Origin of the sequence: Pseudomonas sp. KCJK9000 (genome assembly GCF_046230725.1) — a bacterium.
Taxonomy (GTDB): domain Bacteria; phylum Pseudomonadota; class Gammaproteobacteria; order Pseudomonadales; family Pseudomonadaceae; genus Aquipseudomonas; species Aquipseudomonas promysalinigenes.
Genome location: NZ_JBJJLN010000033.1, coordinates 1 through 12,540, shown reverse-complemented (window position 1 = coordinate 12,540; position 12,540 = coordinate 1). Strand labels below are relative to the sequence as shown.

Here is a 12,540-nt window from a genome sequence, read left to right as displayed (position 1 = left end):
GCCGACGGGCAACGGCCCGCTAGTCTTGGGTGTCTAGAACGAGGATTGGCAATGACCGACGGTTTTTCCCAGCGCACCCCGCAACAAGCTTTGGCCGCCCTGCTAGAACGCTTCACGCCGCAGCGCCTGCTGCTGGTGGGCACCCGCTTCCCAGCCCTGGACGCCTTTGCCGATGCTCACCCGCAGGTCACGATCGAAACCTGCCCGCCAGGGCCCTTGCCGGCAACGGTGGCGGCTCAGCGCTTTGACCTGGCCGTACTGGTGGACTGCCTGGAGCACCTGCCCAAACGCACGGGCCTGCAATTGTTGGGCGGCATTCGCAACCTCAATGCCAGCCGCGTGGCGGTACTGGCCGACCTACCCGCCTGTGGCTGGCGGGATACCGATTTCTTCTCCCTGGCACTGTCGGCCAGCGAGAAATTCCGCCGTGACCAGCAGGTCTTGAGCTTGTTCACCTATGATCTACATGACTACAAGCAGGTCCCGGACTGGCTCAACGCCAAGTTCTGGGCCAACCCTGAAAATTTCGGCAAGTATTGGTGGTGATGATGAGTGTCTCGGTTTGCCCGTGTGGCAGCGGCAATTTGCTCGAGGCTTGCTGTGGGCATTACCACGCCGGCACCCCGGCTCCCGACGCCCAGGCATTGATGCGCTCGCGTTACAGCGCCTATGTATTGGGGCTGGTCGACTACCTGGTGGCTACCACGCTGCCTGCCCAACAAGACGAACTGGACCGTGATGCGATTGCAGCCTGGAGCGCCCAGAGCACCTGGTTGGGCCTACAGGTGCAGAGCGCTGAAGTGCTTGGCGGTAAGCCCGAGCACGCCTTCGTGACCTTCATCGCGCGCTGGCATGACCTGCAAGGCGACCATCAACACCGAGAACGCTCCGCTTTCGTGCAGCACGAGGGGCGCTGGTACTTCATCGACCCCACCGTCGCACTCAAGGCCGGTCGCAACGACCCCTGCCCCTGCGCCAGCGGGCAGAAGTTCAAGAAATGCTGCGCCAGTTACGTCGGTAATTGAGCATGATTGCCGCCAGCCGCTTGCTCCTATTAAGTGTCCTTCTGGTGCTGCTGGGAGGCTGTGCGAGCTGGGGCGATGACGACTGGCGCGAACCTCAGTTACACCTGGACAAGGTCGAAACGGTCAAGGCACGGTTGCTGCAACAGGAGTTCGTCCTGCACCTTCGCGTCGACAACCCCAATGACAGCCGCCTGTTCATCCGCAACCTCAGTTACTCGGTATGGCTGAACGACCTTTTGCTGGTGCAGGATGATGTCAGCCTCTGGCGCAGTGTTGGCGGGCACGCACGGCGCACGTTCAAGATCACCGCGCGGACCAATCTATGGCAGCATCTCAAGCCGTTGGTCAAATTACTCAAAAGCAACCAGGCGCTGCATTATCGCCTGCAAGGCGAGCTCGAAACCGGGCTGATCATCCATCAGGACCTGCACTTGCGCCGCAGTGGTGAGATAATGCCCGGCGATCTCAAACCGGAGTAACCAGCAATGACCCAGCAACCCCATGTTCATGGCCCAGACTGCAACCACGGTCACGATCATCATGATCACGACCACGGCCATGTGCACGGCCCGCACTGCAACCACGGCCACCAGGAGCCGGTGCGCAACGCCCTGAAAGACGTTGGTCGCAACGATCCATGCCCATGCGGCAGCGAGAAGAAGTTCAAGAAGTGCCACGGCGCCTGACACCTTGAATGCCGGTCGCTGCAGTTGCCCGAATGCGCTGCAGCGACCGCTGGTAAATAAAGCTTGCGCACACCTTGCACGGCGCCTGCGCGCTCACTACCTTAGCGCCTTTCCAACCTCGCCACGCCTTGCAGGAGCCCTTGTCATGGCCGCCCTCGTCCGCCCTCCCTTCCGCCTGCGGTTCACCGCCGCCGCCACCTTGCTAGGCATGCTCGGCCTGGCCGGCTGCCAGATGGGGGGCTATCAGGACAGCGTGCCGCCAACCACGGGGGTACAGCCGCTCAAGGGCCTGGCCCAGAACGTATCGGTACGGCGCAACGCCATGGGTGCAGCGCTGATCGAAAGCAGCAGCTTCCATGATGCCCTGTTCACCCTTGGCTATGTGCATGCCGGTGATCGCATCGAGCAGATGCTCGCCATGCGCCTGCTGGCCCAAGGCCGCCTGGCAGAGTTGGCCGGCAGCGAGGCGCTGGATATCGACCGCCTGATGCGCGCCGCCAACCTCAAGCAGCGTGCTGCCCAGCAATACGCCGATGCCTCGCCGCGCTTGAAGCGCTTTTTCGAGGTGTATGCACGAGGCGTCAATGCCTACCTGTTCCGATACCGCGACAAACTACCAGCGAACCTGGCCAGCACCGGGTATCGGGCGGAGTACTGGAAGCCTGAGGATTCGGCACTGATTTTCAGCCTCTACGCCTTCAGCCAGTCGGTGAATTTGCACGAAGAGCTCAGCGCTCTGACCCTGGCGCAAAAGGTGGGCAGCGCCAAATTGCCTTGGCTGCTGCCCGGCGCACCGGACGAACCTCTGCCTGACGCCGAGGTGGAGAAACTCAAAGGCCTGAACCTGGGCAGCCAATTACCAGGCTTGCCCGCATTGGCGGCAGCCAGCCAGAAACTCGCCGACCTCGACCTGCTCGGCAGCCCTGGGTCTGCCAACCTGGCGCTCGGCCCGCAGCGCAGCCGCAGTGGCAAGAGCCTGTTGGCCAGTGACAGCCGCGCCACCTGGGCCTTGAGCCCGGTGCAGATCCACACGGGCAAGTATCAGGTCGCGGGCCTTTCTCTGCCGGGCTTTCCCATCGTGTTGGCCGGTTACAACGGCAAACTGGCCTGGAGCAGCAGCGCAGTAATGGCCGATAACCAAGACCTGTACCTGGAGCAACTGCGGCATGCCGGCAGCCAGGTGAGCTACCTGGCCGACGGCAAATGGCTAGCGGCGCGGGCGCGCAGCGAGACGTTCTTCGTACGCGGCCAGCGCCCACAGCGCGAAGTGATGTACGACACTCGCCACGGCACCCTGCTGCCCCAGGCCGGCAACCCGAGCCTAGGCCTGGCCCTGAGCCTGCCACAGTTCAAGGGCGACCGCAGCCTCGACGCACTGTTCGACCTGACCCGGGCACAGAATGTGGAGCGTGCCTTCGACAGTACCCGTGAGGTGGCCAGCGCTGCCCTGAACTTCGTCTTCGCCGAACCTGAGCACATCGGCTGGCAGGTCAGCGGCCGCTACCCCAACCGCCGTGAGGGCCAGGGTCTGCTGCCGTCGCCAGGCTGGGATGGGCGCTATGACTGGGACGGCTATGCCGACCCGATGCTGCACCCCTATGACCAGGACCCTCCGGCCGGCTGGATCGCCCACGCCAACCAGCGCAGCCTGCCCCGTGGCTATGGCATGCAGCTGTCCAGCACCTGGTACTACCCTGAGCGTGCAGAGCGCCTGGCCCAGCTGGCCGGCAACGGCCGACACGACGCGCGCAGCCTGATGGCCATGCAGAATGATCAGGTGACGCTGATGGCCGCCAAGCTCAAGCAGATGTTCGAGGCTCCCGGCATGGCCCAGCCGCTCAAGCAGGCCATCGATGCTCTGCCGCCGGCTCAGCGCGAAAAAGCGCGTAACGCGCTTGCTCGTCTGAAGGCATTCGATGGCCGCCTGAGCCCGGTTTCGGCGGATGCAGCGCTTTACGAGCTGTTCCTTCAGGAAGTCACTCGGCAGACCTTCCTCGACGACCTCGGCCCGGAGTCGGGCCCTGCCTGGCAAGCATTCGTCAGTAATGCCCGATTGTCTTACTCGGCTCAGGCCGACCACCTGCTGGGGCGCGACGACAGCCCATTCTGGGATGATCGCAGCACAGCGCAAAAAGAGGACAAACCGGCCATCCTCGCCCGCAGCCTGGCAGCTGCGGTAGATGTTGGCTCCGCGCAACTGGGCAGCGACCTAAGCGCCTGGCAATGGGGCAAGCTGCACCAGTATCGCTGGCCGGCGCCCGCTTATCACGGCCTGGGTGACGCGCTTAGCCACTCACCACTGGCCGCCGGTGGCGACTTCACCACGCTGAGCCTGACCCCATACGCCTGGGGTAGCGATTTCGACACGCGCCTGCCGGCTTCGGCACGAATGATCGTCGATTTCAGCCAGGCCGAACCCCTACAGGTGCTGACCAGCAGCGGACAGTCCGGCAACCCGGCCAGCGCGCACTACGCCGACGGCCTGGATGCCTGGTTCAAAGGGCGCTTCATGAGCCTGCCGCTGCAGCCGCAGCATTTCGCACGGGCTTATGGCAGCCAGCGCTTGACCTTGGTGCCGGGGCGTTGAGGGTTGCAGCACAATGACGCAAAGCGAGGCGTGTCAGTGGGCACGCCTCAGCATCTTCAGCGCCTGAGGGATCGAGCAGCCGGCTGCACTCCAGCCGCCGCCTTAGCCAGGCCAGGCAGCTGTGAGCCAATTCCATACGAACTTCCCCCCGTGGCCAAAGCTCCTAACTGGTAACCCACAACCAGCACAGGCATGCCATGGACCTCGTCATCGCCCGCCCCGAAGGCCTGTACTGCCCGCCCGGCGACTTTTACATAGACCCCTGGCGCCCGGTCGAGCGCGCCGTGATCACCCACGGGCACGGCGACCATGCCCGCACGGGCAATAGCCATTACCTGACCGCTGCACCCGGTGAGGGCATCCTGCGCAGCCGCTTGGGCCAGGGCATCGACTTGCAGACCCTGGCCTACGGTGAGCGCATCCAGCACCATGGCGTCACCCTAAGCCTGCACCCGGCCGGCCACGTGTTGGGGTCGGCGCAGGTGCGCCTGGAATACCAAGGCGAAGTGTGGGTCGCGTCGGGCGATTACAAAGTCGAACCGGATGGCACCTGTAGCGCCTTCGAGCCGGTGCGCTGCCATACCTTCATCACCGAATCCACGTTCGGCCTGCCCATTTACCGCTGGCCCAGCCAGGCGGAAATCTTCGCCGGCATCAATGCTTGGTGGCGCAGCAATTGTGAGCAAGGCAAGGCCAGTGTGTTGTTCTGCTATGCCTTCGGCAAGGCGCAGCGGATTCTGCATGGCCTGGACCCGGACATCGGCCCGATCCTGGTGCATGGCGCTGTCGAGCCACTGAACCGGGTCTACCGCGAAGCTGGGGTGTACCTGCCGCCTACTCGGTATGCCGGCGACATTCCGCGCAAAGACCCACTGATGCAAAAAGCGCTGGTGCTGGCGCCACCTTCGGCCGCTGGCAGCACGTGGATGCGCCGTTTCGGCGATTACAGCGACGCCTTCGCCAGCGGCTGGATGCTGCTGCGCGGAACACGGCGGCGCCGCGGTGTGGACCGCGGCTTCGTGTTGTCCGACCATGTCGACTGGCCAGGGCTGCTCTGGGCCATCGGCCAGACTGGCGCCGAGCGGGTCATGGTGACCCACGGCTCAGTGAACGTGCTGGTGCGCTACCTCAATGAGCAAGGCCTGGATGCTCGGGCTTTCGTCACCGAGTATGGCGAAGAGGATGACACCCCGGCCACGGAGCCCGAGGCATGAAAGCATTCGCCGAACTTTACCTGCGCCTGGATGCCACTACGTCCAGCAATGCCAAGCTCGAGGCGTTGCGCGACTACTTCGCATCGGCGCCTGCCGAAGATGCTGCATGGGCTGTGTATTTTCTTGCTGGGGGCCGCCCTCGGCAATTGGTGCCCACACGGACACTGCGTGAACTGGCAACGGCGATGGCCGGTTTGCCTGAGTGGTTGTTCGAAGAGAGCTATCAAGCCGTAGGCGATTTGGCCGAAGCCATTTCGCTGCTGCTGCCTGACGCTAGCCAGGGCAGCGACGAGGGCCTGGCCTACTGGGTCGAAACTCATCTGCTGCCCTTGCGTGGGCTGCCCGCAGAGGTCATCCAGCAGCGACTGCCGCCTTTGTGGGCACAATTGGACCGCCCTAGCCTGATGCTATGCCTGAAGCTGATCACGGGCAGTTTTCGCGTAGGCGTTTCCAAATTGCTGGTCACTCGCGCCCTGGCCCAACTCGCAGGCCTGGACGCCAAGCGCGTCGCTCAGCGAATGGTAGGCTACACCGACATCAGCCATCGGCCGACGGCCACCAGTTACCACAAGCTGGTCGCTGAAGAATCCGCCGATGAACACAGCCAGCGCGGCGGCCAGCCTTATCCGTTCTTCCTCGCTCACCCGCTGCAAGCCCCGGCTGAGGAGTTTCAGGCTCAGCTCGGCCCGCCCTCTGAATGGCAGATCGAATGGAAGTGGGATGGCATACGTGCCCAGGTGGTCAAGCGTGAGGGCCAGCTGTGGATCTGGTCACGCGGCGAAGAGCTGGTCACCGACCGCTTTCCCGAGCTGCATGCATTGGCTGAAAGCCTACCTGACGGCACAGTACTGGACGGCGAGATTCTGGTCTGGAAGCCCGCTGGCGACCCTGATGTGCCGGCCGTGCAACCCTTCGCGGTGCTGCAGCAACGCATCGGCCGCAAAACCTTGGGCAAGAAACTACTGGCCGACGCTCCGGTAGTGCTGCAAGCCTATGACCTGTTGGAATGGCAAGGCGAAGACTGGCGCAGCCGGCCGCAACACGAGCGGCGTCAACAGCTAGAGCGTCTGGTGCAGGACCAGCCACTGGCGCCGTTGCTGCTTTCGCCCTTGCTCGAAGGTAACGATTGGGGCGACCTGGCCCAACAACGGGAGCAGTCCCGTGTTCTGGGTGTCGAGGGCCTGATGCTCAAGCAGCGCGATGCCCTGTACGGCGTAGGCCGCACCAAAGACATGGGCCTGTGGTGGAAGTGGAAGATCGACCCGTTCAGCGTCGATGCGGTTCTGATCTACGCCCAGCGCGGGCATGGCCGCCGTGCCAGTTTGTACAGCGACTACACCTTCGCTGTGTGGAATGCGCCACCCGGCACTCCCGACCGGGCCCTGGTGCCATTCGCCAAGGCGTACTCCGGGCTTAGCGACGAGGAAATGCGCAAGGTCGACGCGATCATTCGCAAAACCACGGTGGAGACGTTCGGGCCAGTGCGAAGCGTCAAGCCTACGCTGGTATTCGAGTTGGGCTTCGAGGGCATTGCACTCTCCAAACGCCACAAGAGCGGCATCGCCGTGCGCTTTCCACGGATGCTGCGCTGGCGCCTGGACAAGCCGGTGGACGAAGCCGACGACCTGGCCAGTCTGCAGGCCTTGCTGGTCTGAACAGGGCACACGGTGAGGCGCTATCGCAGAAAGTATGCTTCTATCTTTCTGCCGACCCGTGTCGCAGACCGTTTTCGCCACGCAGCCAGGACCACCATGCATCACTCGACCCACGAACTGCTTTCGCCCGTGCCGGGCATCACCCGCCAACTGCACAGCTTCCACTTCGGCCCAAAAGGGGGGGCGAAGGTGTATATCCAGGCTTCGCTGCACGCCGACGAACTGCCCGGTATGCTCGTAGCCTGGCACCTCAAACGCCGCCTGAGCGAACTTGAACAGCAAGGCCGCCTGCTCGGCGAGATCATCCTGGTACCGGTGGCCAACCCGGTTGGCCTGGCGCAGGTGATGCTGGACGCCCCCTTGGGCCGTTTCGAGCTGCAAAGCGGGGAGAACTTCAACCGCAACTTCGTCGACCTCTCCGACAGCATCGGTGACCAGATCGAAGGCCATCTGACTCAAGACCCAGCCCACAACCGGGCACTGATACGCGAGTATCTGCGTCGCGGCCTGGATGCCCAGACGGCGCAGACGCCACTGCAGTCTCAACGCCTGGCCTTGCAACGTCTGGCGTGCGATGCCGACATGGTGCTGGACCTGCACTGTGATTTCGAGGCAGTCGAGCACCTCTACACCACCCCCGAAGCCTGGCCTCAGGTCGAGCCACTGGCGCGCTACCTGGGGGCGCAGGCGAGCCTGCTGGCCACCGACTCAGGCGGGCAGTCTTTTGATGAGTGTTTCAGCCTGGTGTGGTGGCAACTGCAACAGCGCTTTGGCAAGCGCTTCCCGATCCCACTGGGCAGCCTCGCGGTCACTGTGGAGCTGCGCGGCCAGGCGGATGTGACCCATGAGCTGGCCAATCAGGACAGCCAGGCCATACTCGACTACCTGACCCACACGAAAGTCATCCAGGGCACCCCTGCCCCACTGCCAGCGCTGCCTCACCCAGCCACCCCGCTGGCCGCTGTGGAGCCGGTGATTGCCCCGCTCGGTGGGCTGCTGGTGTACCACGCGCGCCCTGGCCAGTATCTGCAGGCAGGGCAACTGATCGCCGAAGTCATTGACCCGTTGAGCGACCGTGTGAGCGCAATCCGCAACAGCCAGCCGGGCCTGCTGTATGCGCGCAATGTTCGGCGCATGGCCACAGCAGGCATGGTGATTGCCCATGTCGCAGGCGAGCAGGTGTGCCGCAGCGGTTACCTCTTGGCCAATTGATCGATTAAAACCAATACTGGTGGCCGGTGGTCTGTAGAACACGATCTCTCAGGACCTTCGGCACCATGCCCGCTCATTCCGACCTAGCCAATGCCTGGTTCAAAGCCCGCAACTGGAAGCCATTCGCGTTTCAGCGCCAGGTGTGGGCAGCAGTAGGTCGCGGCGAATCCGGGCTGCTGCATGCCAGCACCGGGGCAGGCAAAACCTACGCGCTATGGCTGGCAGCGCTGCGCGCATTCGCCAAGCCAACCAAGGGGCGCCAGCCTGCACCGCTGCAGGTGTTATGGATCACCCCAATGCGCGCACTGGCCGCAGATACCGCGCGCGCCCTGCAGGCGCCATTGGATGAGCTTGGCTTGGACTGGACGGTTGGCGTGCGCAGTGGCGACACTGGCAGCGCCGAGCGCGCTCGGCAGGCCCGGCGTTTGCCAAGCACCCTGATCACCACACCAGAAAGCCTGACACTGCTGCTGACCCGAGCTCAGGCGGCTGAAGACTTCGCTAACCTGCGCCTGGTGGTGGTGGATGAGTGGCATGAACTGCTCGGCAACAAGCGTGGCGTGCAGTTGCAACTGGCATTGGCGCGTTTGCGTCGATGGCACCCGGGGCTGGTAACCTGGGGCTTGTCAGCGACTCTAGGCAACCTGTCCCACGCCCTGGAGGTGCTGCTACCGGGTGGCGGCCAATTGGTCAAAGGCCGCCAGGACAAGCAATTGCTGGTCGACACCTTGCTGCCCACAGCGATTGAGCGCTTTCCCTGGGCCGGGCACATGGGGCTGAAAATGCTTGACCAGGTTGCCCATGAACTCGATGCCAGCACCAGCAGCCTAGTATTCACCAACACCCGCGCCCAGGCCGAACTCTGGTACCAGGCATTGCTTGATGCCCGCCCCGACTGGGCCGGGCAGATTGCCTTGCACCATGCATCGCTGGCCCGGGCAACACGTGACTGGGTCGAGCAAAGCCTCAAGCAGGGCACGCTCAAGGCCGTGATCTGCACCTCCAGCCTCGACCTGGGCGTGGACTTCCTGCCGGTGGAACGTGTGCTGCAGATCGGCTCGACCAAAGGCATTGCCCGCCTCATGCAGCGCGCCGGTCGCTCTGGCCATGCCCCAGGGCGGCGTTCGCGCATCACCTTGGTGCCGACCCACAGCCTAGAGTTGGTCGAGGCCGCCGCAGCCCGGGCAGCACTGGCTGAGGGGCATATCGAAGCGCGTCGCTCGCCACGCCTGTGTATGGACGTGCTGGTCCAGCACCTGGTGAGCATGGCATTGGGCAGTGGTTTTCGCCCGGACCAATTGCTCGCCGAAGTGCGCAGTACCTGGGCGTTCCGCGAGCTGCGCGACAGCCAGTGGCACTGGGCGCTGGACTTCGTCAACCACGGCGGCCACGCCTTGACCGCATACCCGGATTACCAGCGCGTCGAGGCACACCCCGACGGTGTCTGGCGGGTAGCCAGCGAACGCCTGGCGCGCCGCCAGCGCATGGGTATCGGCACCATCGTCAGCGAGGCCAGCCTGCAGCTCAAATACTGGAGCAAGGGCGGCGGCGGCAAACACCTGGGGAGCGTCGAAGAAGCCTTCATCGCCCGCTTGCGGCCCGGTGACAGCCTGGTATTCGGCGGCCGTATCCTGGAGCTGGTGCGGGTTGAAGGCATGACCGCCTATGTACGGCGCAGCACTTCGCGCAAGGCTGCGCTGGCGCGCTGGAATGGGGGGCGCATGCCACTGTCCAGCGAACTGGCTGACGCACTCGTCGAACAGCTCGATGCTGCCTCACAGGAACAGTTCCGAGGGCCAGAGATGCAAGCGGTACGGCCCCTGCTCACGTTGCAGGCGCAGTGGTCAGCCTTGCCAACCTGCAACACCCTATTGGCAGAAACGCTCAGCACCCGCCAGGGCTCGCACCTGTTTCTCTACCCATTCGCCGGGCGCATGGCCAACCTGGGCCTGGCCAACCTGATCGCCTGGCGGGTGAGCCGAGAGCAGCCGTTATCGGTATCCATCGCTGTGAACGACTACGGTTTCGAACTGCTCAGCCCTAGCGATGTGGATTGGGCCGGTTGCTTGCCGGATGCGCTTGGCGGCGACAACCTGCTGGAGGATGTGATGGCCAGCCTGAATGCTGGGGAAATGGCGCTGCGGCGTTTTCGTGAAATCGCTCAGATCGCCGGGCTGGTGTTCGGTGGGTACCCTGCCGCGCAAAAAAGCACACGGCAGATCCAGGCGTCCAGCGGCCTGTTCTACGAAGTGTTCCGCAAGCATGATGCTGGCAACTTGCTGCTTGGCCAGGCGCGCGATGAGGTGCTTAACGAGGAGTTGGAAATCGAACGACTACACCGTCAGTTAACCAAGATGCAGCAGTTGCAACTGGACCTGCGCCCGCTGCAGCGGCCTGGCCCGCTGGCTTTCGCTCTGCTGGTCGAGGGCATGCGGGAAACCTTGAGTACTGAAAAGCTGGCAGACCGTATCGCGCGCATGGTGGCAGACTTGGAAAAAGCGGCCAATCGATGACGAGTAATCACCTGGTTATCGAACACTGCGGCGAGACGCTCTGGTTGCTGGCGGACAAGGCCATCTATTGGCCAGCACATCGCGCCCTGCTGGTGGCCGACGTGCATATCGGCAAGGCAGCCAGTTACCGAGCGCTGCATCAACCCGTTCCCCGCGGCACCACATCGGCGACCCTGGCGCGCCTGGACGCCTTGCTGCAGCAGTACCCGTGCGAGCAGTTGATCATCCTTGGCGACTTCCTGCATGCGCGCAAAGCCCACGCCCCGGCCACCCTGGCCAGGCTGCATGAGTGGAGAACCCGGCATGGTCGGTTGAAGATCGTACTGGTACGTGGCAACCATGACCACCATGCAGGGGACCCACCTGCCACATTAGCCATAGAGGTACAGGACGAGCCCCTGTTGATGGCTCCTTTTGCCTTGCAGCATGAGCCACAACCGCATCCAGAGTACCCGGTGCTGGCCGGGCACGTGCATCCGGCATACCTGCTGCGTGGGCGCGCACGGCAAAGGCTCAGGCTGCCGTGCTTCCTCATGGACGCACAGGTCAGCCTGCTACCGGCCTTCGGGGAGTTCACCGGTGGATGGTTGGTTGAGCCCGGCCATGGCGCCCGCGTCTACCTCACTGGAGGCGACCAGATCTGGGCGCTGGCCTAGCAGTCACACTACGGGTGAAGGAGGCGGATCATCGGGGCGGGTGGGGTTACCCGGCTCATTGGGCGTATCGCCAGGCTGTGTAGGTTGCGGCGTATCAGGATCGGGCTGGTGCGGCACACCACCGGCCTGAAGGGGAAGTGGATGCGCGAGTACTGACCAGGCCAGCAACCCAATCTGGTTGGGCTGCATGACAGCCAGCTTGGCACTGATTGCGGGGTCAAGTTTCATAGGCAACTCCTGACTAGGGCCGACACGTTGCATACGTATCAGCACTGTTCAATCTGTTGGAGTGCCAAGGTCGAAACTAATTCCCCGCGCTCGTCGGATCAGGTGCGAGGCAGGGTAACGCCGCGTTGCCCTTGGTACTTGCCGCCACGGTCCTTGTACGACACTTCGCACTCTTCATCGGATTCGAGGAACAGCATCTGCGCCACACCTTCATTGGCGTAGATCTTCGCCGGCAAGGTAGTGGTGTTGGAAAACTCCAACGTCACATGGCCCTCCCACTCAGGCTCCAGCGGCGTCACGTTCACGATGATGCCGCAACGGGCATAGGTGCTTTTGCCCAGGCAGATGGTCAGAACGTTGCGCGGAATACGGAAATACTCGACGGTACGGGCCAGGGCGAAGGAGTTGGGCGGGATGATGCACACATCGCTCTTGACGTCGACGAAGCTGCCGGCATCGAAGTTTTTCGGGTCGACGGTGGCCGAGTTGATGTTGGTGAACACTTTGAATTCATCAGCGCAGCGTACGTCGTAGCCGTAGCTGGAGACGCCGAAGGAGATGACCCGGCTGTCCTGCTCGCCGCGCACTTGGCGCTCGACGAATGGCTCGATCATGCCGTGTTCCTGCGCCATGCGGCGAATCCACTTGTCCGATTTGATGCTCATCGCGGGGGGGCCTCTAGAGTTGGGGAGGGGAAAAGCTAACGCGCATACTGTCCCGTCCGCGGACACAGCGTAAAAGCCAAGCCTCACCCCGCCCCCCCC

General features: G+C 63.4%; 12 protein-coding genes. 10 read left to right on the top strand and 2 right to left on the bottom strand.

Features of this window, described 5'->3' with window-relative positions; translation table 11 throughout:
• Positions 1 to 51: 51 nt before the first annotated feature.
• The 10 genes from ACK59H_RS15300 to pdeM all read left to right on the top strand — a co-directional run bounded on the left by ACK59H_RS15300 (position 52) and on the right by pdeM (position 11,548).
• Positions 52 to 546, top strand: a complete 495-nt coding sequence (locus ACK59H_RS15300; RefSeq protein ID WP_060477821.1) for a DUF6231 family protein — start codon at positions 52 to 54, stop codon at positions 544 to 546.
• A gap of 2 nt (positions 547 to 548) precedes the next feature.
• The gene (locus ACK59H_RS15295; protein ID WP_060477822.1) at positions 549 to 1,025 is read left to right on the top strand and encodes a YchJ family protein; all 477 of its coding nucleotides are present in this window, start codon (positions 549 to 551) and stop codon (positions 1,023 to 1,025) included.
• A 2-nt stretch (positions 1,026 to 1,027) separates the two neighbouring features.
• On the top strand, positions 1,028 to 1,504 hold the full coding sequence (locus ACK59H_RS15290; protein ID WP_060477823.1) for an LEA type 2 family protein: 477 nt from the start codon (positions 1,028 to 1,030) through the stop codon (positions 1,502 to 1,504).
• Positions 1,505 to 1,510: 6 nt separating this feature from the next.
• Complete coding sequence (locus ACK59H_RS15285) at positions 1,511 to 1,711, top strand: SEC-C metal-binding domain-containing protein (RefSeq protein WP_060477824.1); 201 nt, start codon at positions 1,511 to 1,513, stop codon at positions 1,709 to 1,711.
• 145 nt (positions 1,712 to 1,856) lie between these two features.
• Positions 1,857 to 4,298 (top strand): penicillin acylase family protein, encoded by a 2,442-nt coding sequence (locus tag ACK59H_RS15280; RefSeq protein WP_409264599.1) that lies wholly within the window; start codon positions 1,857 to 1,859, stop codon positions 4,296 to 4,298.
• A gap of 197 nt (positions 4,299 to 4,495) precedes the next feature.
• Positions 4,496 to 5,512 carry a ligase-associated DNA damage response exonuclease gene (locus tag ACK59H_RS15275; protein WP_409264598.1) on the top strand — a complete coding sequence of 339 codons (1,017 nt, stop codon included), beginning with the start codon at positions 4,496 to 4,498 and terminating at the stop codon, positions 5,510 to 5,512.
• Positions 5,509 to 7,167, top strand: coding sequence for an ATP-dependent DNA ligase (locus ACK59H_RS15270; RefSeq protein ID WP_261744940.1), 1,659 nt, complete (start codon positions 5,509 to 5,511; stop codon positions 7,165 to 7,167). The genes ACK59H_RS15275 and ACK59H_RS15270 overlap by 4 nt, the downstream gene beginning before the upstream one ends.
• 96 nt (positions 7,168 to 7,263) lie before the next feature.
• Positions 7,264 to 8,379: a succinylglutamate desuccinylase/aspartoacylase family protein gene (locus tag ACK59H_RS15265; protein ID WP_409264597.1), complete on the top strand. Its 1,116-nt coding sequence runs from the start codon at positions 7,264 to 7,266 to the stop codon at positions 8,377 to 8,379.
• A gap of 65 nt (positions 8,380 to 8,444) precedes the next feature.
• On the top strand, positions 8,445 to 10,892 hold the full coding sequence (locus ACK59H_RS15260) for a ligase-associated DNA damage response DEXH box helicase (protein ID WP_409264596.1): 2,448 nt from the start codon (positions 8,445 to 8,447) through the stop codon (positions 10,890 to 10,892).
• Positions 10,889 to 11,548 (top strand): ligase-associated DNA damage response endonuclease PdeM, encoded by a 660-nt coding sequence (gene pdeM, locus ACK59H_RS15255; RefSeq protein WP_409264595.1) that lies wholly within the window; start codon positions 10,889 to 10,891, stop codon positions 11,546 to 11,548. Before ACK59H_RS15260 ends, pdeM begins: the two co-directional genes overlap by 4 nt.
• A gap of 3 nt (positions 11,549 to 11,551) precedes the next feature.
• On the opposite strand, the gene ACK59H_RS15250 is transcribed toward pdeM, so the two are convergent.
• The gene (locus ACK59H_RS15250) at positions 11,552 to 11,776 is read right to left on the bottom strand and encodes a hypothetical protein (protein ID WP_261744937.1); all 225 of its coding nucleotides are present in this window, start codon (positions 11,774 to 11,776) and stop codon (positions 11,552 to 11,554) included.
• A gap of 98 nt (positions 11,777 to 11,874) precedes the next feature.
• The gene (dcd, locus tag ACK59H_RS15245; RefSeq protein WP_008096785.1) at positions 11,875 to 12,441 is read right to left on the bottom strand and encodes a dCTP deaminase; all 567 of its coding nucleotides are present in this window, start codon (positions 12,439 to 12,441) and stop codon (positions 11,875 to 11,877) included.
• Between the last annotated feature and the right edge of the window lie 99 nt (positions 12,442 to 12,540).